General features: G+C 45.0%; 21 protein-coding genes. 12 read left to right on the top strand and 9 right to left on the bottom strand.

The window, feature by feature from the left end; genetic code table 11:
- Positions 1–224: 224 nt before the first annotated feature.
- The 5 genes from KIH87_RS13480 (at position 225) to KIH87_RS13460 (ending at position 4,549) form a co-directional block, all read left to right on the top strand.
- Complete coding sequence (locus KIH87_RS13480) at positions 225–458, top strand: helix-turn-helix transcriptional regulator (protein ID WP_232358385.1); 234 nt, start codon at positions 225–227, stop codon at positions 456–458.
- Positions 459–512: 54 nt separating this feature from the next.
- Positions 513–779, top strand: a complete 267-nt coding sequence (locus KIH87_RS13475; RefSeq protein ID WP_232358384.1) for a helix-turn-helix transcriptional regulator — start codon at positions 513–515, stop codon at positions 777–779.
- A gap of 465 nt (positions 780–1,244) precedes the next feature.
- Positions 1,245–2,813, top strand: a complete 1,569-nt coding sequence (locus tag KIH87_RS13470; protein WP_232358383.1) for a BamA/TamA family outer membrane protein — start codon at positions 1,245–1,247, stop codon at positions 2,811–2,813.
- A gap of 140 nt (positions 2,814–2,953) precedes the next feature.
- The gene (acuI, locus tag KIH87_RS13465) at positions 2,954–3,937 is read left to right on the top strand and encodes an acrylyl-CoA reductase (NADPH) (RefSeq protein ID WP_232358382.1); all 984 of its coding nucleotides are present in this window, start codon (positions 2,954–2,956) and stop codon (positions 3,935–3,937) included.
- 30 nt (positions 3,938–3,967) lie between these two features.
- A complete protein-coding gene (locus tag KIH87_RS13460; protein ID WP_232358381.1) occupies positions 3,968–4,549 on the top strand; it encodes an LOG family protein in 582 nt (193 codons plus the stop codon).
- Between the two features lie 66 nt (positions 4,550–4,615).
- Here KIH87_RS13460 and KIH87_RS13455 read toward each other — a convergent pair whose 3' ends face one another.
- Complete coding sequence (locus tag KIH87_RS13455) at positions 4,616–7,024, bottom strand: TonB-dependent receptor (protein ID WP_232358380.1); 2,409 nt, start codon at positions 7,022–7,024, stop codon at positions 4,616–4,618.
- 465 nt (positions 7,025–7,489) lie between these two features.
- Between KIH87_RS13455 and KIH87_RS13450 the strand changes: the two genes are divergently transcribed.
- Positions 7,490–8,023, top strand: coding sequence for a hypothetical protein (locus KIH87_RS13450; RefSeq protein ID WP_232358379.1), 534 nt, complete (start codon positions 7,490–7,492; stop codon positions 8,021–8,023).
- Positions 8,024–8,102: 79 nt separating this feature from the next.
- Here the strand turns inward: KIH87_RS13450 and KIH87_RS13445 are convergent, their stop codons facing one another.
- Positions 8,103–9,053, bottom strand: a complete 951-nt coding sequence (locus tag KIH87_RS13445) for an alcohol dehydrogenase catalytic domain-containing protein (protein ID WP_232358378.1) — start codon at positions 9,051–9,053, stop codon at positions 8,103–8,105.
- 96 nt (positions 9,054–9,149) lie between these two features.
- On the bottom strand, positions 9,150–9,620 hold the full coding sequence (locus KIH87_RS13440; protein ID WP_232358377.1) for a DUF2489 domain-containing protein: 471 nt from the start codon (positions 9,618–9,620) through the stop codon (positions 9,150–9,152).
- Positions 9,621–9,807: 187 nt separating this feature from the next.
- On the opposite strand from KIH87_RS13440, the gene KIH87_RS13435 reads away from it, so the two are divergent.
- The gene (locus tag KIH87_RS13435) at positions 9,808–10,134 is read left to right on the top strand and encodes a hypothetical protein (RefSeq protein ID WP_232358376.1); all 327 of its coding nucleotides are present in this window, start codon (positions 9,808–9,810) and stop codon (positions 10,132–10,134) included.
- A gap of 275 nt (positions 10,135–10,409) precedes the next feature.
- On the opposite strand, the gene KIH87_RS13430 is transcribed toward KIH87_RS13435, so the two are convergent.
- On the bottom strand, positions 10,410–11,558 hold the full coding sequence (locus KIH87_RS13430) for an acyl-CoA dehydrogenase family protein (protein ID WP_232358375.1): 1,149 nt from the start codon (positions 11,556–11,558) through the stop codon (positions 10,410–10,412).
- A gap of 128 nt (positions 11,559–11,686) precedes the next feature.
- Entirely contained in the window at positions 11,687–12,730 is a 1,044-nt protein-coding gene (locus tag KIH87_RS13425; protein ID WP_232358374.1) for an AraC family transcriptional regulator, read from the bottom strand.
- 262 nt (positions 12,731–12,992) lie between these two features.
- Between KIH87_RS13425 and KIH87_RS13420 the strand changes: the two genes are divergently transcribed.
- Entirely contained in the window at positions 12,993–14,441 is a 1,449-nt protein-coding gene (locus tag KIH87_RS13420; RefSeq protein WP_232358373.1) for a glutamate--cysteine ligase, read from the top strand.
- A 55-nt stretch (positions 14,442–14,496) separates the two neighbouring features.
- Positions 14,497–15,510, top strand: a complete 1,014-nt coding sequence (locus tag KIH87_RS13415; protein WP_232358372.1) for a M14 family metallopeptidase — start codon at positions 14,497–14,499, stop codon at positions 15,508–15,510.
- Positions 15,511–15,571: 61 nt separating this feature from the next.
- Here the strand turns inward: KIH87_RS13415 and KIH87_RS13410 are convergent, their stop codons facing one another.
- The 3 genes from KIH87_RS13410 to KIH87_RS13400 all read right to left on the bottom strand — a co-directional run bounded on the left by KIH87_RS13410 (position 15,572) and on the right by KIH87_RS13400 (position 18,830).
- On the bottom strand, positions 15,572–17,011 hold the full coding sequence (locus KIH87_RS13410; RefSeq protein WP_232358371.1) for an aldehyde dehydrogenase family protein: 1,440 nt from the start codon (positions 17,009–17,011) through the stop codon (positions 15,572–15,574).
- Between the two features lie 15 nt (positions 17,012–17,026).
- The gene (locus tag KIH87_RS13405) at positions 17,027–18,100 is read right to left on the bottom strand and encodes an AMP-binding protein (protein WP_232358370.1); all 1,074 of its coding nucleotides are present in this window, start codon (positions 18,098–18,100) and stop codon (positions 17,027–17,029) included.
- Between the two features lie 274 nt (positions 18,101–18,374).
- Positions 18,375–18,830, bottom strand: a complete 456-nt coding sequence (locus tag KIH87_RS13400; protein WP_232358369.1) for a hypothetical protein — start codon at positions 18,828–18,830, stop codon at positions 18,375–18,377.
- A gap of 353 nt (positions 18,831–19,183) precedes the next feature.
- Between KIH87_RS13400 and KIH87_RS13395 the strand changes: the two genes are divergently transcribed.
- The 3 genes from KIH87_RS13395 (at position 19,184) to KIH87_RS13385 (ending at position 24,339) form a co-directional block, all read left to right on the top strand.
- Complete coding sequence (locus KIH87_RS13395; protein ID WP_232358368.1) at positions 19,184–20,395, top strand: acetyl-CoA C-acetyltransferase; 1,212 nt, start codon at positions 19,184–19,186, stop codon at positions 20,393–20,395.
- Positions 20,396–20,670: 275 nt separating this feature from the next.
- Positions 20,671–22,833 (top strand): 3-hydroxyacyl-CoA dehydrogenase NAD-binding domain-containing protein, encoded by a 2,163-nt coding sequence (locus tag KIH87_RS13390; RefSeq protein ID WP_232358367.1) that lies wholly within the window; start codon positions 20,671–20,673, stop codon positions 22,831–22,833.
- 351 nt (positions 22,834–23,184) lie between these two features.
- Positions 23,185–24,339, top strand: a complete 1,155-nt coding sequence (locus tag KIH87_RS13385; RefSeq protein WP_232358366.1) for a CaiB/BaiF CoA transferase family protein — start codon at positions 23,185–23,187, stop codon at positions 24,337–24,339.
- A gap of 14 nt (positions 24,340–24,353) precedes the next feature.
- On the opposite strand, the gene KIH87_RS13380 is transcribed toward KIH87_RS13385, so the two are convergent.
- On the bottom strand, positions 24,354–25,943 hold the full coding sequence (locus KIH87_RS13380; RefSeq protein ID WP_232358365.1) for an AMP-binding protein: 1,590 nt from the start codon (positions 25,941–25,943) through the stop codon (positions 24,354–24,356).
- Positions 25,944–26,307: the final 364 nt, after the last annotated feature.

Here is a 26,307-nt window from a genome sequence, read left to right as displayed (position 1 = left end):
AAAGGTTGTCCTCAAAAATGATTTGACTTTAACAGTAAGTGCATTACCATATCATTGCAAATCATTTTTGAGGACGTGTTTTAACAAGATCTCTGTTTTGATTGATATTGCAGAATGCTTGAATGAACCAGCAATTAGCCAACTGCAATAAGCAAAGCCTATGAATGTTAACAATAAAAGCTGATGGTGAGAATAAAAAGACCAGTGAAATGGAGAGTTAAATAATGCGACAGATTAAAGGTTCAGACTTAAGAGCCATGCGCCAGTTTGCAGGCTTAACGACTTTACAAATGGCTACGGCGGCAGGGGTTAAAACCCGTAAGACCTATGAAAACTGGGAAAAGGAGGTGGGTTTTCCCAGTGTGAACCAGTTCTTCTTGATGGTAAGTGCCTGTGGGTTCGATATAGATACTTATATACGTTTTATGGATCTACGTGATAGCAGTATGGCGGCGTAGGGGCTGTACATTAGAGGGTTAGGCAGTACAGGGCGGTGTTGTAGAGGAAAAAATATGCGGTTTATCACTGGTGAAGAGTTAAGGGCGATTCGCCAATATTCACGGTATACCATCACCGAAATTGCGCAGATTGTTGGTGTGAAGACGCGTAAGACAGTGATGAATTGGGAGAAGAATGTAGGGCACCCAAGTATTAATCAGTTTCTTAAATTGTTGGAAGCTTGTGGCATTAACGACAGGCAGTATTTTCATTTGATGTTTGAGCGAAAAAGCCATGCATTGATTTGTTTTCATGACTTGGTGGCGCTTGAAAAACGGTAGGGTGTTGGCGTTGGTCTTCGTGATTGTGGCTTCTGTAACTTTGGCACTCATATCGGGAAGGAGCTTTAAATTACAGGGAGTTCAACACTACTGTGGCAGCCAGATTGGTCAGATTGGTTTAACTATTTTGGGCTGTCGTGCATAACCTGATTTATTTACACATTTATTGATAACACACGGGGAAATCAGGTGTGGGAAAGGGATTTTCTGAATATGTACTTGCGGCGGGAGGAAGATTCTCTTTGTTGGTTTTCGTTCCCGCCGCTTTTTTGTATTAATCTCAGGGGCATTGCATGCGTTTCTTTAAAAACGATTTTTTCAGATTGTTCTTGTTGTGTCTGTTTCTCACCTGGCTACTTGTTGTTCTTAGTCCTGCGTCATAAAAACATTTCAGTTCTCGCTTAAGCAATTCGTAAGATCCTTTGGCTAATCTTTAATCACTATCCATCATTTTAGTCGCATGGTATGTGTAAAAAGTCTCTGTTTGTTGTTGCTGCTTTATGTTTTTCATCGTCGTTGCTGGCGGAAGAATGCCCGCCTACTCCTGAGTTGGTGATAAAAACCAATGACATTTTTGATTTGAATGATCCTGAAACCATCTGGTTGCATAAACTTGCCAATGCACTCAACTTTGTTACCAAGCCATATACGATCCGTAATGAGTTGGCGTTTCTGAAAGAGAAGTGTGGTTTGAATGAACAGGATTTACAGGAGATTGAACGCCATCTGCGTACACTGAAATACATTCGCTCTGCCGAGGCGTCGTTTACTGATGATGGTAAGGTGGCTGTTGAAACCAGCGATAAATGGACTCTGATGCCCACCTTCGATTTTGGTCGTAAAGGTGGCAAAAACAAGTTTTCTATTGGCCTGAAAGAGCGCAATTTGTTTGGTTATGGCATTGATGCTGAGATCGAATATTTCAAGGACGCACAGCGTTCTGGCTACATTCTTGATACCAATTTCCCGCTGTTTATGGGCTACAACATTCATAGTAATCTTTCCTTATCGAATACCGATGATGGTAGTACACAAGGAATAAGTGTTGTGAAGCCCTTTGTGAGTTTTGACACTCAAACGGCTTTTGAGATTGCGGCATATAACGCGGATCTTACTCAGCAATATTTCTTAAATGGTCAGGATTACTTTGCGCTGGATTATACCGAAAAGCTGGCGCGAGCGAGTTGGGGGCAGCTCTATTCTCGCTCTCCTGATTCTGTACTGAGATATCAGGTTGGGGTGGATTATTCACAGAGATTGTTCAATCAGGTGATCTCTGACTACGATATCTTTTTGCCTTCCGACAGAGAGTATCTGGTTCCTTTTGTTCAATTTGAGTACCTGGAAGATGACTTTCATGAATTGAATAATGTGCATGTGATTAATCAAATTGAGGATTTCAATTTTGGTTGGCGTTTTATGGCGAAGTTGGGCGTTAATGTTGCGTCACGTTCCAATGACGAGTCGCGCTATATCTTGGATTTTGAAGCCAGCAAGGGGACGCAGTTATCTGAATCGACTTTGCTGTTAACCAATATGGATTTTGTTTCCAATTTTGGTAGCACAGACTCATCGCGCTATGTGATGAATCTTGAAAACGAACTCTTTTATAGGCTCAGCCCGAAATTTGGCCTGTATGCTGCACAACATCTAACCTTGAGTAAAAACCCCTATCTTGATGAACCTATTACCATTGGTGAAGAAAGTGGTGTGCGTGGGTATCCGCTGGAATTTCAACGCGGTCACCGTAAATTCGCATTCACTGGTGAGCTGCGTTATTACCCCGATATCAATATCTATAATTTGTTTGAGCTGGGTGGCGCGGTATTTGTGGATACCGGGAAAGCGTCGGGGTTGGATGAATTTGATAACCAGGAGAAAGGTTGGCTTTCCAGCGTGGGTATTGGTGCTCGCTTGTACTCTCGCCACGCTTCCGACACCAAGGTGATTCACATTGATATGTCGTTCCCAATGATCAGCGGTGAGCATGTGAATAATGTGGAATTTCTGGTGACCACTAAATCGAACTTTTAAATTTCTGACTTCGAGATTGCTTAGGCGAGTATGCTGTTTAGGCGAGAAAAAGCGTTCATTCCTTTAGTTTTTGGCTTCTGAGAGCTAAAGTCTTAGGTTCATATTTGAAAGCGGCATCATGCTTAAAACAGGAACCGACTATGTACAAATCATTACTTGTTGATAAGAACGAGCAGGGCTATCAGACCTTGCTTACTGAGCTTTCCGATGACTTTTTAACGGAAGGGGATGTGTTGGTTGATGTGGCTTTTAGCACCATTAATTACAAAGATGCTTTGGCGATTACCGGTAAAGCGCCGGTTGTTCGCCAGTTTCCTTTAGTGCCGGGTATTGATTTTGCGGGTACTGTGGCTCAAAGCGCCCATGCGCATTTTAAGGCCGGCGACAAAGTGCTGCTGAATGGTTTTGGTGTGGGTGAAAAGCATCATGGCGGTTTGGCACAAAAGGCGAGGGTGAATGGTGATTGGCTCATCCCTTTGCCGGCAGCGATTTCCGCTGAACAGGCAATGGTTATTGGTACGGCGGGTTATACCGCAATGTTGTGTGTCATTGCTTTGGAAAAGCACAATATCAAACCCGAAAGTGGTGATGTGTTGGTGACAGGTGCAACTGGCGGTGTTGGCAGTTGGGCGGTGAAAATTCTGTCGGAGTTGGGCTATCGCGTTGTTGCCTCAACGGGCAGTATGGCGCAGTCTGATTATCTTAAGTCGTTGGGAGCCTCGGAGATTATCGACCGTGCTGAATTATCGCAGCCGGGTAAACCTTTAATGAAAGAGCGGTGGGCGGCTGCCATTGATTCTGTGGGTAGTACCACTTTGGCGAATGTGTGCGCGAGTATTCAATATGGCGGCGCGGTTGCGGCTTGTGGTTTGGCGCAAGGTATGGATTTTCCTGCGACTGTAGCGCCTTTTATTCTTCGCGGTGTGAGCCTGTTAGGTGTTGATAGTGTGATGCGCCCATTGCAAGATCGAATCGAAGCCTGGGAGCGTTTAGCTCAGATGGATATGGCGGATTATATTGATGCTATTGCTACCAAAATCACCTTGCATGAGTGTGTTGCTAAAGCCGATGAACTGTTGAAAGGGCAGATCACCGGGCGCTTGCTGGTGGATGTTAACGCATAATAACAATTTTATATTGGAAGGATTATTTGCATGAAAAGGATCTGTGTTTACTGTGGCTCTAGCCCGGGTAACTCTCCTATTTATTACGAAGCGGCAAAAGCCCTGGCTCATGAGTTGGTGGAGCGAGGTTTTGGTTTGGTGTACGGCGGAGCCAGTATTGGTGTGATGGGTAAAATTGCCAATGCTGTACTGGAAAATGGCGGTGAAGTCATTGGTGTTATTCCGCAAGCCTTGGTGGATAAGGAAGTCTCACATCATGGATTAACCGAGCTTAAAATCGTTAGTTCTATGCACGAGCGTAAGGCGGCAATGGCGGATTATGCCGATGGTTTTATTGCGCTTCCGGGCGGTTTGGGTACGTTCGAGGAATTATTTGAAGTGCTGACCTGGGCTCAGCTTGGGTTTCACCAAAAGCCTATTGGTGTGCTGAATGTGCAAGGCTATTACGACAAGTTATCTCAGTTTGTTGATCATGCGGTTGAACAGGGCTTTATGAAGCAAGCGCACCGCGACATGATGCTGATGGCAGATGACGCCAGTTGTTTACTGGATTTAATGCGCGACTATGTGCCGTTAAATGTGGAAAAGCTGATCCATCGTGATGAAACCTGAGTTGATAAATAAGATGCGATAAGTACAAGGTGCTATTCGCACCTTGTACTGTTGTTTGATATCGGCTTAGTATCTGTAATTAAACGCTAGTGTCCATGTGGCTGGTGGCGCAACAAAAGCATAAATGGTGTCGGCACCAAAGGTTCCGGAAAGCGGTGAGTTACCTGCGTAGGTGATCATTTCTTTGTCGGTGATGTTTCTGCCTAACAATGAAATTGACCACTCTTCGGCTTCAAAACTCACTCTCAAATCCATTTTCGAATAGCCGCCAATTTTGAAGTTTGGATCCAGGTTTTGATGGATATCCTGCTCGCTAACATAGGCCAGGTTGCCGTTTAAATGCAGGTTGTAATCACCCAGTGGGTAGTAGTAATCCAGATTCAGGTTGGCATTGAATTTCGGCGTGTACTGCCCCGACAAACCGTTGTAGTTACATAAGCCGGTTTCAGGGTTGTATCTGGCTTGAAAATCCGGGTTCGTTGTATCTGAACCTTGGCGGTAGTAACAGTTGCCATTGACATAGTCTGTGTACTCGTGGTCAAGGTAAGACAAGGCGTAGGCCAATGTCAGGTCTTCCATTAAGGCCACTCGACCATCAATTTCAACGCCTGAGATTTCCGCATCGGCATTGCTCACTACGAAGCCCAATGTACCGTCGAACTGGCTGACTTGAAGGTTGTCGTAGTCAATCTGGAAGGCGGCGATGTTGATTTGGGCGCGGTTGTCCCAGAATGTGGTTTTCAGACCCAATTCGTAGGAAATCGCCCCTTCATCTTCGAATTCAAAAGAATCGACTGTATTGGCGCGTGCGTCAAAGCCGCCTGATTTTGAACCTTCTGTGCGCGACAGGTAAATCATGGTGTCTGGGTCGAAGTAATATTGAATATTAATGCTTGGATCCAGCGAGCTTTCAGAACGGCTTCCATTTAATTCATGCCCTGTCAGCTGTTGGTTTTCAATGGCAAATAAGTTGTTATAGACGATAGGCGCATACGGGCTAGTGGTGATGTTGCCTGTGTCGGTATCGTAAATATTGATTTCACGATAGCCGGTTTTGTCTTCCGTAGACCAGCGCAAACCTGCACTGATTTTTAGTGCATCGCTGATATTCCAGGTGGCTTGTGAGAATACCGAGAAATGTTCAGAGTCTTGTTCAAAATCACGCGCTGCACTGGTGCCTGACATGGATTGCCCCAATGCGACATTGCCCGTTAGTGCGGCTACTGCGGTTGGGATCACGCTTAATGATGGGGAGCCAACATTGCCTGTTGGGATAAGGATTTTGTCATTAAAGTTTAACTCAGCTTCCTGATAAAAAAGCCCGGCTTGCCATGAAATGGTTTGAGCCGTGTCAGAAGCAATGCGCAGCTCGTAACTGGTTTGTTCATAGTCCTCTTGCATGGGGACGGTGAACAAAGGTGCGGCGATATAGTCACAGTCGCACAAGTCGTCGTATTCATATTCAACAAAGGCGGCAGTAAAACGAACTTCGTATTGATTCCAGTCGTAGTTCACATCAAGCACATAGCTGGTGGAATCGTTTTTACTGTAATCGCCGCCGTCGGCTTGTCTGCGATAGTCCAAATCCGTCTCTGTGATGGCTTCGGTCAAGCCAAATCCTGCTCCCAAGGTTGTGGCAAATGCATTGCCGGGGTTGCCTTCATCCTGAATGATCTCGATTTGACGCCCTTTAGTATCAAAAGTGCTGTGTTCAGCTTTGATATTAATGGTTAAGTTGTCGGTGGCGAGATAATGCAATTTGCCTCGCACGGAAAAGTCGTCGCGCTGAGGTTCGTCGCTATCGGTGTAAGTGTTTTTCACATAGCCATCCTCCTTGTAGCTACGCAATGACAAACGACCAAACATCTTGTCTTCAACAATGGGGAAGTTAAACATGGCTTGGTATTCACGAATACCATGTTCACCGAGCTGAGCCATCAGCTTGCCTTCGGAATACTCAGACACTTCGGCAGTGGTCAGGTTTAATGCACCTGCAACCGCGTTTTTACCGAACAGAATACTTTGAGGGCCGCGTAGCACTTCCGCGCGCTGCATGTCGAAAAAGGGGGCGCGGGTAAGTTGGGGTCTGGCGTAGGAAATACCGTCAATATATTGCACGACCGATTGCTCAAAGCCTTGGTTATTACCGCTACCGATGCCTCGAATGTAGGTTTGAGTGCTGATACCGGTTTCGGTCATCGACAGGTTGGGAATGTAGAGTTGCAGGTCTTCAATTTTGTCGATAGAAGCGCGTTCAATGCCTTCTGCCGACATTGCCTGAACAGACAGTGGAACATCTTGCAGATTTTCAACCCTGCGCTGTGATGTAACGATGATCTTTTCCAGAGCGATAACTTCTTCAGGGGGAGCTGCTGCATCTTCTTGAGCAAGTGCGTTTTGCCCAATAAAGCCAAGAGATCCCGTTAAGCTGAGTGCCACCATAAGGTGTATTTTGGAATATTTTGTTTTAATCATACTACTTACTACTCATTTATACAGACAGTTAACAACTCGTTAACATTACCTGTTTCCAGCTCATTAACCAAACAATGCTTCTAAAAACTTGATGATATTGAGTATTTTTTATAGTGATGGGGATTAAATCTTTCCGAAGAACATTGTGCTGGTGAAAAAAGGAAAGGTTCTTAGGTGTATGTATTTGCTTTCGTGAACTCTGATTTGCGGTATTAAATGGCTGTATGAGTGAAATGGAGAAAATCCTTAAATGATCATAGCTTGGGATAATAAGAAATTGTTAATAACCTCTTTTATAACAATGGGTTAACCTTTGTTGCTATGCCTTGTTTTATTCCGGGCTGAAATTAAATAAAGGTGTGACTGGTCTCATCTTCCGTATCGCAATTCTTCTGTGAGTCTGTTTTTTCACAGTCGGTGTGCTGCACAGGTATGTAATACAACTCGTAATTTAAGGATATCAATATGAAAAACACACTATCAGTATTTTCGGCTTTAGTATTATCTTCAATGCCTTTATTGGCTCAGGCGGGTGGTAATGCTCCTCCTGCGACCTGTTACTCTATTCCTCATGGTGAGGATGGGCAGGGGTCAACTAATTCTCTGTATTTGCCGCCTTTTCTTACTCATGGCAAGTGGACGGGTTACGTTACGGTGACCAACACGAGTGATAAATACATTAACGTCAGGTTGCACTTTAAAAACTATGATGGTTCTGTTTACTACCCACAGTCTTATGAGCTGAAGGGGGAATTTAATTCATCCAATTCACCGATTAGCACGAGCCCTATTAATAGTTGGGCTATTGTTAGGCCGGGACGTTCTGCAAGAATTGGCATCTTTGAGGATAGTTATCAAGATGTGATGTTTGGAACTGTTATCTGGCAAACGGATGCTTGTATTGACCAAGCATTGTTGGTTGCTTTTAGAAGTCACTATAGTGCCACTGGTCAAGAAGCTTCTACGCTTATGCTGCTTAATGACGGTCAACCGTTCTAGTTTTGTATTAAAAACCTTTGTTTGGGATAAGGAAATTGTTTGAAAGGGCTATATTTTCTTATCCCATCTTTTGAGTGCTTTAGGTTATTGCCACAACCGCTTTCGTTCTTATCTTTTCACTATGAGTTAGCGCCTGGTTTATGTCGGAGAATGGAAATACGACGGGGCTATCGAGCTGAAGTTTGTTGTGAAGATGATCTGAAAGTAGCGCTTCGCCTTTGCTGATTAACACTTGCCAATCTTCATCGCTGCCAAAATGATGTAATGCTCCCAGTGCGACTTCATGATAGGAAATAGTTTTAGTGAAAGGTTCAAACTGGTGATTTTCTACCCGGCCCCGAATACAGACAATATGCCCATTTGCCGATAGATATTGAGTTAATTCTGTGGCTCTTTGTGGGCTGGTGGCGTCGAAAATAGCGTAATAATTGCTGTTTAATGCTTCGACTCTTCGGTAAATATGAGTGATGCCAAGAAATTCTGCTTGAGTTTGATTGGCACTGGCTGATAGGAGGTCGATGCTAAAGCCTTGCTTGTGCAGTATTTGAGTCAGGATTTTATTAACAGAACCAAACCCGGATATCAGAACTCGTTTGTTGGCTTTTACTGGAATTTTCTCGGACGCTAATATGGCGGTGAGCATTGGGCAAGGCGTGGCTGCGGCCTCTGGCATTGGGAAATGTTCAGGAATTTTTATGACTCGGTTGTATTTTAAAATCGTATATTCGGCAAAACTACCGGGTAGAGCTAACGCTTGATGATAGCTAACTTGTTTGCCCAGAAGGTTTCCCGGTACTTGTGCCCCGATTTTTATTACTGTTCCCGCGCCATCAACGCCGGGCGTATGCCCTACAGGCCAGTTTTGCGGATTGTTTTGAATCAGTTTCCAGTCTACCGGGTTGATGCCAATTGTTTGATTTTTAACAAGTATTTCATCAGGCTGGAGATTGCGGTTGAGTGTTTTAGTTGCTAGTTGTAGAGAGGTATTCTTTCCCTGAAATTGCCATGCCAAGTAGTCAGTATTACTCATTTATTATTACCCACTTATCTGCACCCATTTATCATCAGCCATTTATCATCAGGCTTTTATCATCACTATTCTGACGTATGCTATTCACTTAAGTTGTTATTTCGTATTTTGTTGTAAAAATAGCGTTATATATTCTTTTAACTTTGGCAACTCGTTCTGTTCAATAACCGCTTTACTTTCTGCTTCGTATTTCAAGCGTTCTACGTCTTGTTTCATCCGCTCGTTTTTGGGTAAGGCGGCACGTTTGCTGTGTGTCGCCATATCTTTGATTTGGCTATAAAAAAGGTGCATTTGTGGGTAGGTTTGTTGGAAGTCGACAGGCTTTTCTGGCGCAAAGTGATCCAGTAAAACGCATAAGCGTATCACGCCTTCTGAATAATCACATTGGCCTTGCTCCATTGCTAACACTATACCCTCAATGCTCTCGGCGATATTCAGATTTCTCTCTGTTCGCTGCGCTCTTTGGTTTTCATTTTGTTTTTTTAGTTGCAATAACAATGATGCTGCGTACCACGACAGTCCCGCGATGATAATTAAAGCGATGGCAATCATTAGGTAAATAAGCATGGTTCTTCCTGTTGTACGTCTCATCTTGGGAAAAGTGCGCGCGTATTCTAAACGAAACCATTTATAAAAGAGATGCTTTGTTCTACAAATAATATTAAACTGTAAATATATACAGTATTCTGGTTGTTTGCTAATGCTGTGTGGCAATTGCAAATAGAGTCAAATGGTACAAATAGGATAAAGAGCCATGCAAGATGAAATGCATTTTGATACAGAGCAATGCGGTTTTGATGACTATTCCGTCAATCAGTTTACCGCTTCTCATGTTTGTGTGAGCCAGGTATCTGTTGATAGTGAGGGCGTTATCCTCGATAACGAAAGTTTGCAGGAGTTTAATTTTTTCCCGGGCACACAGGCGTCGGTGATGATGATGCCCGGGTTTGTTGTGATCACCAATCATCCCGGTAAAGAGAATATTCTCAAAGCGATTGAAGAATTACAGTATCGCCAGGACGAGCTAAAACAAGATTTCTCACAGGCCATTATTAATTTGGCCAAAAGCGTGAAGTATTAGGCGTAGAACCAGAGAAAATAAGCTCCAGAGCAATATACGACATTAAAAAAGCCACTTGAAGCTTGAGGGAAATCATAGCTAAATAGCTGTGTTTAATTGTCAGTCACCCATAGAGATTTATCGCAAACTCGCCGTGGATACTTCCATGTAGGCTCCACAGCCGCTTCGTCGATTCATCAAGTGAAAAGCAGGGCTGAGGGTTTGCTCCTAATTCTCTACAGGTGACTGATAGTTTGGAACAGGTATTTAGCAAGCGGCTTTAGGCTTTAGAATTGTTACTTATCTGCCAGTAAATCTCTGCCAATGATCAGCTTCATGATTTCGCTGGTTCCGCCGTAGATGCGCATAACACGGGCATCAGCGAAAGCCCGAGCAATCGGATATTCCAGCATGTAACCATAGCCACCGAATAATTGCAGACACTGGTCAACGACCTTGCCTTGCAGTTCTGTTGCCAGCAGTTTGGCTTTCGATGCTTCAACTGTAGACAGCTCTTTCTTAACGTGTAGCTCAATGCAGCGGTCGATAAATACCCGCGTTGCTGTGATTTCTGCATCCAGTTGTGCCAGAACGAATTGGGTGTTTTGGAATGTAGCCACTGACTTGCCAAATGCCTGACGTTCTTTCACATATTCAACGGTTTGTTGCAGTACAGACTCACAGATCGACATAGCGTGAACGGCAACGGTCAAACGTTCTTGTGGCAGTTCTTCCATTAAGTGAACAAAGCCCTGATTCTCCTGACCAAGCAAGTTGCTAACCGGAACGCGAACATCATTGAAGAAAAGCTCGGACGTGTCTTGCGACTTCATGCCAATCTTATCCAGATTTGTGCCGCGCTCGAATCCTGGCGTGTTTGCTTCTACCAGAATCAAACTGGTGCCTTTTGCACCAGCACTGGGATCGGTTTTAACAACAACGATAATTAAGTCTGCATGTTGACCATTAGTGATGAAGGTTTTTGAGCCATTGATGACATACTCGTCACCATCTCTGCGCGCAGTGGTTTTTACGCCTTGCAGGTCTGAGCCTGCACCGGGTTCTGTCATAGCGATGGCTGTGACGATGTCACCAGATACTGTACCTGGCAGGTACTTTTGTTTTTGCTCTTCTGTACCTAAACGGGTGATATAAGGAACGGCAATGTCAGAATGAAGCTGCCAACCCAGGCCATTTAATCCCATGCGACCGATTTCTTCGGTAACAATAGTGTTATAGAGGAAGTCCAAGCCTAAACCGCCGTATTCTTCTGGCACCATTGGCGAAAGAAAACCTTGCTCGCCAGCTTTTTTCCATAATGCTTTGTCGACTTCTCCCGCTTTTTCCCATTCTTCATAATGGGGAACAACTTCGTTCTCAAGGAAGCGACGTAAGCTGTCGCGCAATAATTCGTGCTCTGAATCAAATAAGGTACGTGGGATCATGATGAGTTCCTTAACGGTTGGACTATGCCCAAATTGAAATGGGGACTAACTTAACAAAGTCTTGCAGGGAGGTAAGTTGACGGATGAGAGCAACAAGGTGACAAAAACGTTCACTCGCAATGGCTGAACTACTCTGAGGCGCGAGATTTTTCTCTGAATTCGCCCGGTGTTAGTCCTGTCCAGTTCTTAAAAGCGCGAATAAAAGCACTGGGTTCTGAAAATCCCACCAGATAAGCAATATTCTTGATTGGCGTCTCTTGTTGTTTTAAGTGATAAATGGCGATATCGCGGCGCACATTCTCTTTGATTTCAGCAAAGGTAATACCTTCCTGTTTTAGATGTCGGCGTATGGTTTGCGGGCTTTTATTCAGCTCTTCGGCAATCACTTTTAACGGTAGAGACTCGATATTGTCGCGCTTTTTCAACATGCGTTTTATCTGGCCTGTCAGGTTGGAATCGACAAAGCGCGTGGTGACAAAATCGGGCAGGGTTTTGACGAATGCGGGCACGTCTTCGGCTTTATGTTCCAGAGGCAAATCCAGATAGTCACGGCTGAATATCAAGGCGTTTTCAATATGATGAAAGCTATGCTGGCATGGGAAGATGGTGTCTACGTCTTCGGCGAAAACCGGCTCGGGCGCTTGCATGGTGACGTGATTAAGCATCACCTGACGATTAACCGACCACGACATCCAACGCACCAGAAACAGCAACACCATCATGACAAAAATTGCGGGCTTTTGAGCCACGGGCGTGCTGCTTTGCATGGGTGATAAATGCAGTGACAGCTTCGCTTCCTGTTCGGATTCGGTGAGGATGAGGTTCATATCGTCATGAACGAGTGAACAGAAACGTCCGAGATTTTGTATGGCTTGCTTTAGTGTGGTTGCGCTCATGGCGCTGGTCAGCGCGAGCTCTGTACCACCAAGTTTGGTTGGACGTTGCAAAAAGCCCAACGTTTCATCGTTCAGGGTAATGCTCGCAAGTCGTAGCAATTTGCCTAACTTACGTGATGGAAGGCGATTACCTTCTATACTGAAAAAGTTGCGTTGTTCACCAATTTTTTCCAGTAAATCGGCAGGCTTTAACCCTTTACTAACACATCCTGCCAAGAGCAGATCGAGTGCGACCTGATGTACCGAATAGGATGACTGAGACGTATTGGTATTCACAACGATGGGATTGGCTTTTTGTTATGTTTTGCGCCTGATTTTCAACGTGTTTAGGGTAATACTCCAGGTAACGTTAAATCGGCGGCATTGATAGTGGCGGAATAATAGCATGATTGCTACGGAGGATGAATTCTTACTCTGAGTTTCTTCGAGTGCGGGCGTGAATGAGCTGAACTTGATACTAATCAATAAACAAATATGGCAAAACTTCTAGCCTGATATTTGAGAATAATAAAATCATATTACAAACAGGTAGGGCTATATGGGGCAATTCTTTCAGCAGGAAGACTTTAACACCGAGCAGTATCAAGAGTTTGTTTCTCGCTTGTATCAGCAGTTGGATGATTTAAAGAGCCTGTTGGATGACTCTAAACTGGAACAGGGCGATACCTCAATAGGCGCGGAGTTGGAATTGTATCTGGTTGATAGAGCATTTAATCCTCGCATGATTAACCAGCAAATTCTGGAAATTGCCAATAACCCGCAGCTAACAGAAGAATTGAACCGCTACAATATGGAGTTCAATTTGTCGCCAGTTATGGCGCAAGGTAAGCCTTTTACGACAATGGATAAGGAGTTGAGAGGAACGCTGGACTCTGTTCAAAGTATTGCCGATGGTTTGAATTCTCAAGTGATGGCGATTGGCATCTTACCCACTTTGCAGCATAAAGATCTTGAGCGCCATTGTATGACGGATTTACCTCGTTACCGTGTGTTAACCAAGGCGATATCTGATTTGAGAGGCGAAGCCTTTCACATCAACATCAATGGTGATGAGTCGTTGCAAACTTACTGTGATGAAGTGACGTTGGAAGGGGCGAATACCTCATTTCAGCTGCATTTGAGAGTGCCTCAGAGCCGCTTCAAGAATATGTACAATGCTGCACAGTTAGTCACGCCGTTGCTTGTGGCTATTTCTGCCAATTCACCTTTATTCATGGATAAAAAGCTGTGGCATGAAACGCGAATTGCCTTGTTTAAACAGTCCATTGATAGCCGTGTTGATCATCACAATAGCCATTGGAAGAACCCTCCCAGAGTTCACTTTGGTAACGGTTGGGTGCGCGAAGGGGTATGGGAATTATTCGCCGAGAACGTCGCACTTTATCCTCCTATTATTCCTTTATTATCTGAAGACAACGCTTTTGCAGAATTATCCATGCATCATGGAACGGTGTGGAATTGGAACCGTGCGGTGTTTGATTCTGGCAAAGACCAGCATCTGAGAATTGAGTTCCGCGCTTTACCTGCTGGCCCAACAGTGACGGATATGATGGCTAATGCCGCTCTGGCGATTGGCCTGACTCAAGCGCTAGCGGATGATGTTGATGGGTTTATCAGCAAGTTACCTTTTACTTATGCCGAATATAATTTTTATCGTGCCGCGCAATATGGCCTCAATGCCCGTATTTTGTGGCCGCAACCGAAACAACAGGCATTGCAGGAAGTGAGTATCGTTGACGTTATTCAGGCTTTATTGCCTTTAGCGGCACAAGGCTTGGCGCAATTGCATGTCGAACCGGGCGAAATCGATCATTTAATGTCGGTTATTGAAGAGCGCTTAGCACACAAACAAACGGGGGCGATCTGGCAATTGAACAAGGTCGCTGAGCATGAAAAAACGCATTCTCGCAGAGACAGTTTAAACTTAATGTTGAGTCAGTATTTGCAGAATATGATCGAAGGTGAACCGGTGTCTAAATGGAAATAATCCTCGATTTAACCACATATGAATTAAGAACAATTACCAGCAATGAGGGGAAATAGTGCCAGCTATTCAGCTTAATCATTGGTATCAACCCGAGCCTGAACAGGTGCAAGAAAGCTTCCAAGCGTTTTTCGCCAGTTTGTCTGGCGCCACGGTTATTCATGTTAATGGGGAAGATGCCACTCGCACTCGAGTGATCGTTACCTTATTGCATGGTAACGAACCGTCGGGATTGAAGGCGATTCATCAGCTGTTCAAACAGGGAATGACACCTAAAACCAATGTGAAATTTATCATTGCGTCGGTTGTGGCAGCCAAAACCGAGCCGGTTTTTACGCATCGCATGTTGCCGGGAAAACGCGATTTAAACCGCTGCTTTATAGCGCCTTATGATGATCTGCAAGGTCAGTTGGCGAAATCCATCCAGGAATTGATTACTGAATATCAGCCGGAAGCGGTGTTGGATATTCACAATACCTCTGGCAGTGGCCCTGCTTTTTCTGTCGCTATTACTGAATGCGAGAAAACGCTGGCATTAGCTTCGTATTTTACGCATCGCATTATCGTTACCGATATTCGCCTCGGTAGCTTGATGGAAGTGGATTTCGGTTGCCCTGTTGTCACTATTGAGTGCGGCGGTGTACAAGACCGCGAAGCGGATGTTACCGCCCTTGACGGCATGATGAAGTTCCTGAATCAAGGCAGCTTGTTTGAAATACAACAGGATATGGCGTTACTAAAGCATCCCAGACGATTACAAATCATGCCCGAGAGTAGTATTGGTTATGGTGAAAGACTAAACCCACAGCTGGATATCACTATTTGTCAGGACGTGGAGCGGCACAACTTTGGTGTGACTCAGCCTGATGATGTGTTGGGGTATTTATCCCCTGATGGATTACGACATTTCTGTCTGGACTCGTCAGAAACCGGGAAAAGGGTAGAGGATTATTTTGCTATCCAGAATGGTCAGTTGAAATGTAAACAGCCCTTAAGGCTTTTTATGGTGACGACAAGAGCAGATATCGCCAAATCGGATTGCTTGTTTTATTTTGTGCCATTATCCGATTAGGCGATTTTCTTGTCTTCAAACACGATTGCTCTTAATCCGATAGCTATTAATCTGATAGCTATTAATCTGATAGCTCCATGCTTTCCCATCCTTCTACAGTTTGCACCTGCATCAGTGAAGAGATCAGGCTTTTTCCCTGATGTTCAATATGCAGTGCGAATCGGGTTGTAGGCAGATTCACTCGGATTGAATGTGAAGGGATGCTATTTATCAGGCTCTGGATTTCAACATTGTCACTGGAATAAATGGATGACACCAGATTGCGCGACATACACATTCGTTCCAGATCGTTTTTCATGCTTTCAAGGAAATCCTGATGATCCTTTACTTTGCGGACTCCACAAATCGGAGCCGGGTATTCCGGGAAAACTTCTTCTGGTTGTAATTCGATAAAAGAGAGTCCAGTCGACTTATTATTGATGTGCAGTTGCTCGCTGTGTACAAGGTTTGCTGCATGGCTTTTCACTGATTTTTGACTCTCGGGTGGTAACAGGCCAATAGTGGACTCTCCACCGAGCACATCAGAGGGCTGATATTTTTTCGCTAAGGAGCGAGTGAATAATTCGTCGATGACTTGAGGGTAAATGTCCTGATGAACGTAAAGCAGCTTGGTATTGGTGCATTGCGTGCCATTGCGATAGCTGACCGACTCCAAAATATTATTCAGGCTTGAGTCGAGTTCGGCACTAGAGGACAGGTACGACACACCATATCCGGTTCCAAACTCAACGATGGTTCTATTCTTGGGGATTGCATGTTTGAAATCTTGGAGCGTTTTGTCAGAGCCAAATAGATAGTACACCCCATCTATTACATCAAGTTGCTCAATGACATCTGCCACAGAATCCTGTTGCAAGTTAGCGACGCAAACGGCCGACATGAGTGCTTCGGCGATGTCGCTGGAGAAGGTATGTTGATCCACAACTTTGTTGAAGCATTGTAAAAACGTTGTAGGGATGTAATTTGAAGTTCCTCTCCTTGAACTTCTTAATAGTGCCGGAGTGCGCGATAAAAGCGCGATAGCGATGAGTACCAGGCTCTCGATCTCTGAATTTGAAGGTAATATTGATATAAGAGGGCCTTTGGCTTGAAAACGCCGAAAATCTTTGTGGCTTAGGGGGTGAATGACCGGACTTCGTTGATAATTCTCTGAACCGAAATTGTCTTGCAGGTAGTCTGGAAGGGCTTCAAACCAAAGGCGTAATGTATTCCAGTCTTGTTTAATAATGACCGATGGAACACCGGATAATTTCGCTGTGTGCTCTGCCGTTTCGTCATTGATGAAGTTTTGAAAGGCTTGTTGCAGCAAGTGAATGAGGGTATCGACAGGTATTGTGTTTAACCTTTTTTTGATACTGGGAATTGCGCGTTTGAACTTCCTGAGTTGAGCGGGCGTTGCAAAGTATGCTTCAGCATAGGGAAGTCCTTCGCAGGAGTATAAGGTGAAAGGTGATTGGCTGTTTTTAACGCATCCATCAATGTAATTCGGTATTGTTAACATGATTTTCAGACTCGGTTACAAGGTTTGACAGCCACCTTCGATATTGTCGTTAATCCCGGAAAAACGGCGTATCTGGCTTATTCTGGGGGTGGTTCTGCCACATTGGCAGGGGCTGCGATCCACTAATACTTCATCGCCAATTTCGTAAAAGAAATATTGGGAACTATTACAGGTCGTGATTTCATCATTGCGCTGGCTCATTATTCGGCTTGCTATCACTCTTCCCACCTCGCCACTCGGGGTTAGATTTCCTTGAGCATCGACCACTTCAGCCCAGGTCATTCCCGGTAATAAATGCATGGATAAGGGATTACTTTGGCAGGAGACGGCTACGATAGACACTTCTGTTGTGCCATAACTGTTATAGATTAACGGGATATCTAAATCTTGAATTTCTTCTGCTAAATCTTCTGATAGTTCAATGCTGGAACAATAAATAGCCTTTATATTGTCGCCGTTAATATAATTCCCTCCTAATTTTGCTTCAGTGCTTAGAAGATCTTCTAAAGAACCGCCTTTATTTGTTGAAGTCCAAGGTATGGTTAATATGTTGCACTTGGTTTCTGTTATCTGTTCATAAGCAACTTCATCGGAAATGCCAAACCGTCTGGGTACTGGTAATCCTCCAATATGCCTGAACATGGAGTTAAATAAGGGGCCAGAAATATGCGCCTGGTTGTAACCGTTATAGACGGTTAATTCCTGTTTATTGCTTTGCAGTTCGGGGATAGTACGAGTCAGGCTGATAATTGATGCATCATTATCTTGTTCGCTAAAAAATGAATAGGCTGGTTTGCCTGTTGTTCCAGAAGAAGAGTAGGAATAACGAAGGTTTGCAATGTCATCATTTGCGACCAAAGACATGGGGGACTCGGCATTGCGAACCTCTGATTTTGTCATATAAGGAATGGCTTTAAATAAGTCTTCATAACTGAGGTTTGCAATTTTTCCATATTCGGGGAGTCGGTTGGTATGAAAGGGGGTTTTATTTTTATTGTAATCAAACTGCTGTTTTATCCTTTTTGAAATGAAATTTTCCCTTTCTTTTGTTGTGCAGCTTTCTAATGAGTTATCAAGTAGGTTTTTCACGATTTTTCTTTTGTTGTTTTTTCTGTATGTTATTTAACCTTTTTTATGCTGTAAACGATGTGTTTTGAGATCGGATGAGTGTTTGATTTAAGGTTTTTATATTAACCTATCGTTTTTCGGGAGTTTATTTCTGGAATTGAAGGGAGAAGCTTTAGGAAAGATGCAGTGAAACGAAAGAGTTAAAAACATGGATTTAGATGTGCTGAAACGACAAGCTCATTAGACGGGATGGCTTGTCGTTTCAGGTTGCTCAACGAGCAATCATCAAATTGTCTTATTCAGACACATGGCACTTGCTTACGAAGGCATCTGACTTGCTATATACCACTTGGTATACCGGGATCAGGTTGAACGTGATGTCGAAGGCTTCTTCTACATTTGGGATCAATGATCTGGCAGCCCAGCGATAAGTTTGGCTTGAGCTGCTACCCGGTGCGATGTCACCGAAATTCAGGGTTTCACCCAGTGGGTCGATTGGGTTTGCTGAAATGTCGGCCAGGTAAGCATCCCAGCGAGTACCGGTATCGTCCAGGTCTACGACCATTTGTACATCCTTCAACATTACGTTGTTGCCACCAATGTTGGTCACTTTCACTGTGTGAACGATAGTGCCTGGGACTGTGCCTTCATAGGCTTCTGGTCTGTAAATATGCTCAACCTGAATGGCGCCATCTTTGAATGTGTCAGTTTTGTTTCCGCCTACCCATTGGATGTAATTTAATTCAGACATTGTTCTACTCTCATTAAAATTGTGAAGTTTTATATGTTTCGTTTGCATTCTTGTGTGTCGAATGCGGGGGTCACTATAGGCAAGGACGGCGAGGGAGTGTATTTCACCTTATTTCACTTTTGAGATGACTGTTTTCAGTGATTTTTCGGTCTGGGTATCCATCTATTAGGCACTTATGGTCAACGCAATGACACCTTTGGTCACTTTACAGATGACATCAATCCTCTAGCCTAGTACACATACAACCAGATTACTGGGTATAAAAGCTTTTATTCAAATTGAGCGATGTGCTTCGTACAGGTATGAACCTTGAAATATCTGCTATGCATCGGTCAACTTTCCTTGAGGATATCATGAGTAATACTGCATATATTTTTGATGCTGTGCGCACTCCGCGCAGCAAAGGTCGTTTGCAAGACGGCTCGCTTGCCGAAGTCAAACCCATTGATTTGGGCGCCACCCTGTTAAAAGAATTACAACGACGTCACGGCTTTGATTCTGCCTATGTTGACGATGTGTTGTTTGGCTGTGTAACTCCTGTCGGTGAACAAGGCAGTGATGTGGGCAAGGCGATTGCCATGCATTCTGGCTGGGATGAATCGGTTGCGGGTGTGCAACTGGATCGCTTCTGTGGTTCTGGTTTGGAAGCGACCAATATGGCGGCGCAAAAAGTCATGTCGGGTTGGTCGAATCTGGTTGTTGCTGGCGGTGTTGAGTCCATGTCGCGTGTTCCTATGGCGAGCAACGGCGGTGCGCTTTTCTTTGATCCTCAATTTAAATTTGAACAGCTTTCCGTGCCTCAAGGCATTGGGGCGGATTTGATCGCCACGTTAGATGGTTATTCCCGTGCTGATGTCGATGCTTTCGCTGTTGAGTCGCAGCGCCGGGCTGCATTGGCTCGTGACAATGGTTATTTCGACAAGTCGGTTGTGGCGGTGAAAGACCTGAACGGCATTACCATTCTGGATAAAGACGATTACATCAAACCTGAAACCACCATGGAGACCCTTGGCGGGTTGCGTTCCGCGTTCCAGGCGATGGGCGATGCTGGCCTTGATGATATGGCGATTGCCAAGTATCCATCGGTTCAGCGTATTAATCATGTTCATACTGCGGGTAATTCCTCGGGTATCGTTGATGGTTCTGCCGCGGTGTTGATTGGTAATGAACAAGCCAAACAGGATCTGGGCTTGAAGCCTAGAGCACGTATTGTGGCGGGTGCAGTTACGGCAAACGATCCTGTGATCATGCTGACCGCTCCGGGCCCTGCTGCGAAAAAGTGTTTGAAGATTGCGGGTATGAGCGTTAGTGATATTGATTTGTGGGAAATCAACGAAGCCTTCGCCTCAGTAGCCATGCGTTATATGCGGGATTTGGGCATTGGGCATGATGTGACCAACGTTAACGGCGGCGCAATTGCTATGGGGCATCCTCTTGGCGCAACCGGAGCCATGTTGGTTAGCATTGTGTTAGATGAGTTGGAAAGACGCGATTTGGAACGAGGCATGATTTCATTGTGCATTGGTGGTGGTATGGGTATCTCGACCATTATTGAACGGGTTTAAGCCAGTGCGTTTAAGGTAAATATATATCGCACCTTACCAAGCTTTCATTGAGGGAGATTTCTAAGCAGACCCTACACCGCAGGGAGGCGGTGGTGGAGCCTCAAGGGATTGATTCACGGCGAGTCTGCGTTAAATCTCCCTCAATAAAGACATGAATAACAAATTAAAGAAGATTGATGATAAAAGAGCCAGGACTCGCAGCAAGTACATCCTTGTATGCTCGACCTTTATCATCAATCACATTTGAACTATTTCGAGAATGACAGGTAATGATCATGGGACAGTTTCTCTATACAAAAGATGATGCCAATATCGTCACCATCACCATGGATATGACCGGGCCAGTAAATGCGCTGAACGCTGAGTTTGCTGAATTGATGGACGACACGCTGGCAATATTAAAAGCCGAAAGCGATTTAAAAGGCGTGGTATTGGCTTCTGCTAAAAACACCTTCTTCGCCGGTGGCGATTTGAATTACATGGTGTCTATTGAACCGGGGCAGGAAGAAGACGCCTTTAACTTTATTGAACGCATTAAAGCGCAATTTCGCGCTTTGGAAATACTGCCAGTGCCCGTGGTTGCGGCTATTAACGGTGCGGCAATGGGCGGTGGTTTAGAGCTGTGTTTGGCCTGTAATCACCGCGTTGCTTTGGAAAAAGGCGTGGTGGTTGGATTACCAGAAGTGACGTTAGGCTTGTTGCCCGGTGGCGGTGGTATTGTACGTACAGTGCAAATGCTGGGTATTCAAACCGCGTTGCCATTCTTGCTGGAAGGTAAAAAACATAAAGCTCCTGAAGCAAAAGCATTGGGTTTAATTGATGAGTTAGCGGCTGATCCCGATGAGCTATTAGCCAAGGCTAAAGCCTGGATTACAGCGAATGCTGACGACCCCTTTGCCGCAATTCAGCCTTGGGATTTAGACAAGAAAAAACACGGTAAAGCCCATAAAATCCCGGGCGGAGACCATAACAACCCTGCCAACGCCATGTTTGTATCTGGCGTTGCTGCGGCGACCTTTAAGAAAACTCGCGGTTTGTTACCGGCGCCTGAGCAAATCATTGATATGGCAGTGGAAGCACTGCGTTTACCTGTCGATCGCGCTTTGACCCTGGAAAGCCGTAAGTTGGCTTATTTGGTGACAACGCCACAAGCCAAGAACTTGATCCGCACTTTCTTTTTCCAACTGAATGACCTTAACAATGGCGGTAGCCGTCCGGCGGTTGAACAGCGTTTTAAAGTACAAAAGCTGGGTGTAATTGGCGCTGGCATGATGGGGCAGGGCATTGCCTATGTTGCAGCGAAAGCCGGTATTGATGTGGTCTTGAAAGATGTGAGTCAGGAATCTGCTGACAAAGGCAAGGCGTATTCCGCCAAGCTGATGGACAAGCAAATTCAACGAGGTCGAGCAACGGAACAAGCCAAAGAAGCATTGTTGGGTAAAATCCTGGCGACAGAAAATGCCTCTGACTTGGCCGGTTGTGACCTGATCATCGAAGCCGTATTCGAGAAGATGGAACTTAAACATCAACTCACTAAAGAGCTGGAATCACAATTGGCTGATAACGGCGTGTGGGGCTCGAATACGTCTAGCTTGCCGATTACGCAATTAGCCGAGGCGAGTGTGAATCCTGCCAATTTTGTGGGTATCCACTTCTTCTCACCTGTAGACAAAATGCCGTTGGTTGAGCTGATTTGCGGTAAGGAAACCAGCGCTGAAACCTTGGCGAAAGCCTTTGATTTCACTCAGCAGATTGGCAAAACGCCGATTGTGGTGAACGACAGCGTTGGCTTTTTCACTTCACGTACCTTTGAAGCGCAGTTGAATGAAGGTGCGCAATTGGTGGCGGAAGGTGTGCATCCGGTTCGCGTTGATAATTTGGGCGTGGCGATTGGTATGCCCGTTGGGCCTTTGACGGTAACCGATGAAGTGAGTTTGAACTTGTTGTTCCAGGTGCGAGATACCCAAATCAAGATGGGCTTGCGTGATCCGGCTAAAGATCAAACACCACTGGGTACGGCTTTGCGTGAGTTTTTATGTTTGGAGCAGAAGCGTGGTGGTCGCCAGTATGGCGGTGGTTTCTTTGACTACAATGAAGATGGCAAGTCGATTTGGCCTGAGCTGGTGAGCCAGTATTATCGTGAAGAGTTGGATATTAGCGACGCTGATATTAAAGACCGTTTGTTGTTCTGTAATGTCATTGAGGCGTTGAAGTGCTTCGAAGAAGGCGTGGTGAACACGGTGGCAGATGCCAACATTGGTTCTATTATGGGTATTGGTGCACCTGCTTGGACTGGGGGCTATTTGCAGTTTGTGAATACTTACGGACTAGCGAACTTCATTGAACGTTGTGGTGAGTTAGCGGCGAAATATGGCGCACGATTTGAAGCACCTGCCATTGTGAAACGCTATTTGGCTGAAGGGAAGACTTTTAGTTAATTTCTTTTAACAGCTTTTATATAACAGCTTTTATATAACAGCTCACTTTTAGGTAAAGCATGAATAAACGAAGACACGCAGCAAGTACATCCCTGTATGCTCGACCTCGTCATCCATGACGAGGACGGTCTTCTTTTTATTAATGCTTTACCTCAAGCTGGCTATCTACAATTGACAGCGAAAGTTTTCTGAAATGGCTTAAGAACGAGTGAGCAAAACGTATTTTTCAGGGATGAAAAATTCGAGCGTTCATGGATGAACTTGTAGCGATTTTGCGATTCGTTCTTAAGACATTTGCTCAAGCATTATTTCAGGCACTATTTGGTAAATTAACAGGATGGTTTTAGGGTTATGCAAGCACCACTAACGGGCGTAAAAGTCGTTGAATTCGCAGGGCTGGGGCCATGCCCTTGTGCCGGTATGATGTTGGCGGATATGGGCGCAGAGGTCATATTAATTGAGCGCGCCGACCATAAAACCCCCTTTCCTCGTAAAGCCGAAATTTACCATCGTGGTAAAAAGTCAGTGGCGCTGGATTTAAAAAATCCACTACACATTCAAGCCGCCCGAACCATCGTTGAAAACAGCGATATTTTGCTGGAAGGCTTCCGACCCGGCGTGATGGAACGATTGGGTTTATCGCCTCAAAGCTTCGAAGAAAGCAATCCAAAACTGGTTTACGGACGCCTGACAGGATGGGGACAAACAGGGCCACTAGCGCAAGCAGCAGGGCATGAGCCTAACTATATGAGCCTGGCGGGCTCCATGTGGTATGGCGGTCGCATTCGTGAACAAAACGCATCATCATCTAACACATCATCTAATATAGCACCACCCAGCGCACCGCTGACCATCGCCGGTGATTTTGGTAGTGGCATGATGTTGGTTTCTGGTGTGTTGGCGGCTTACATTTGTGCTCAAAACTCAGGCAAAGGTCAGGTCGTTGATGCTGCGATTTCAGACAGCAGCGCTTATATGTCTACTTTGTTGTGGTGTTTACGCAATATGGGGCAGCTTGCGCCGCAGTTTGGTCATAGTTGGCCTGATGGCGGTTCGCCCTGGAGCGATACCTACGCAACCAAAGACGGTCAGTATATTACGGTCTGCGCGCTTGAGCCCAAGTTCTATGAAGACCTGCTACAACGCTTGGCGTTAACCGATAATCCTGTTTTTGCCCAGCAGTGGGATACAAAGTCATGGCCGCAAGCAAAGCGTGTGATGGCTGAAACCTTTGCCAGTAAAACCCGTGATGAATGGGATGAGCTATTGCTGGGAACTGATGTGTGCTACGCGCCAGTTTTGAGCTTGGAGGAAGCTGCACAGCATCCTCATAATCAGGCGCGAGGTGTCTTCATGGAGCAGGATGGTGTGACTCAGCCTGCACCCACACCGAAATTTGGTGCGGGTGATAGCCGTGCTCAAAGCGAGTCTTTCTCTATTCCTGAATTGGGGCAGGATACCAATAATGTGTTGAGTCAATTAGGCATAACTCTCAACGCTGATTGACTTTTTTTACCCTTTTAACTCTTTATTCGGAGTTCCCGACGCAAGATCTTGCCTACGGTTGATTTGGGCAGTTCCTCAAGCACGGTGATGTGTTTCGGGATCTTATAGCCGGTGAGGCTTTGTTTGCAGTGAGCAATTATTTCGTCGGTATCGACGGGGTTTGATACGGTAATAAAAGCGCATACCCGCTCACCAGATTTTTCATCTGGTTCGCCAACAACCGCGGCTTCAAGAATGCTTGGGTGTCGGGTTAATACGTCTTCCACCTCATTGGGGTACACGTTAAAACCGGAAACGATAATCAAATCCTTGAGGCGATCAACGATTTTGATTTGCCCGGTTGGCAGGCGAACACCGACATCGCCGGTTTTAAACCAGCCATCGCTATCAATCACTTTTGCGGTTTCTTCCGGCTTGTTCCAGTAGCCCTTCATCACCTGTGGTCCTCGGGCGACTACTTGACCCTCTTCGCCGTCGGGAACAGGCTGGTCTTTGTCATCCCAAAGGGCAATTTCGGTTCCAACCATAGGGTGTCCAACTGAGCCTAACAGCTCTTGACCCGGTTGGTTGAAGGTGAGAATTGGCCCGGTTTCGGATAGTCCATACCCCTCTGAAATAGTACAACCCGTTGTTCTACTCCAAAGCTCAGCGGTTGCTGAGGTTAATGATGTTCCACCAGAGGTGGTCAGTTTCAGGCGGCTAAGATCCAGCTCCTGAAAAGGGGGATGATTGCACAGCGCAACAAACAGAGTATTCAAGCCTGTGAATGCACTGGGCGGAAATTGTTTGATGGCCGTCACAAAGGAATCCAAATCGCGAGGATTGATAATCAGCACGTTATGCTGTCCTTCGCTGGCAAACAGGATCATATTCACCATGAAGGCATATAGATGATAAAGAGGAAGCGGGCAGATAATAGTTTCCTCGCCTCTATTGCAAACCATTCTAAAGCGCACATTGGTTTGCTGGGTGTTGGCAATCAGGTTGCGGTGAGTCAGCGCGGCTCCTTTGGAGACTCCGGTTGTGCCGCCGGTATATTGCAATACGGCAATGTCATCTAACTTTGCCGTGCTGGGTTTTAGTGTCTCTTTGCGCCCATCTTCAATGGCTTGCATCAGGCCAATTTGCCCTTCTGCAAGCAGCTTTGTTTCACCCGTGATTAAATCATCGGCTCCGGTGACAATCACTTTTTCGATACCGGTTTGTGCTTGAATGGCTTCCAGTTTGGGATACAGATCTTGCAGGATAATGATGGCTTTGGCGCCGGAATCATTAAACTGATGCAGCATTTCTGGTGAGGTATAGAGCGGATTGGTATTTACAATGATGAATCCGGCTCTTAGTACGGCATAGGCTGCAATGGGATATTGAGTCAGGTTAGGCAGTTGAATGGCTATTCTGTCGCCGGGCTGTAGTCCGGAATGATTCTGCAACCAGGCTGCAAGCGCTTTGGAGTGTTCATTTATTTCAGAAAAGGTCAGAGTTTTCCCTAAGCTGGTAAAGGCGGGTTTGTCGGCAAACTCAATGAGGCTGCGTTCCAGATATTCTGCCAAATTATGAATGTCGCTGGGGATGTCATTGAGAATTTCTGCCAGTTGGCTCATAGATGATTCCTGCACAGGTTATTGGTTTACCGACAATTTGTTTATCGAGTGCGCATTGTTTCCTGAATAATAAGGCCGTGTAAATGGATTGTAAAAGTGATTTTGCGCTTACTTTAGTGTGTATACACATTGGTTCTTTTACGCGTTTTTGTTACAAAACATCCTTAAAATCAAAATATTAATGATATTTTCCCCTGTGTTTACAGTGCTCAAAGATGTATGTAATAAAGGAATTGTTAATTTTTTGTTGACTCAGTTTAAGGATGTTATTAGCATTAAATGAAAGCGTTTACATTTCTCATTTGTTTAAAATGAAAGCGTTTACAGTTTCGTTTGAAAAATGAAATTCACAGCGAATGATTAT

Source organism: Paraneptunicella aestuarii, from assembly GCF_019900845.1.
In the GTDB taxonomy this organism is placed as follows: domain Bacteria; phylum Pseudomonadota; class Gammaproteobacteria; order Enterobacterales; family Alteromonadaceae; genus Paraneptunicella; species Paraneptunicella aestuarii.
Note: the sequence above shows the minus strand (reverse complement) of the source record. Positions and strands in the feature narration are given on the sequence as shown.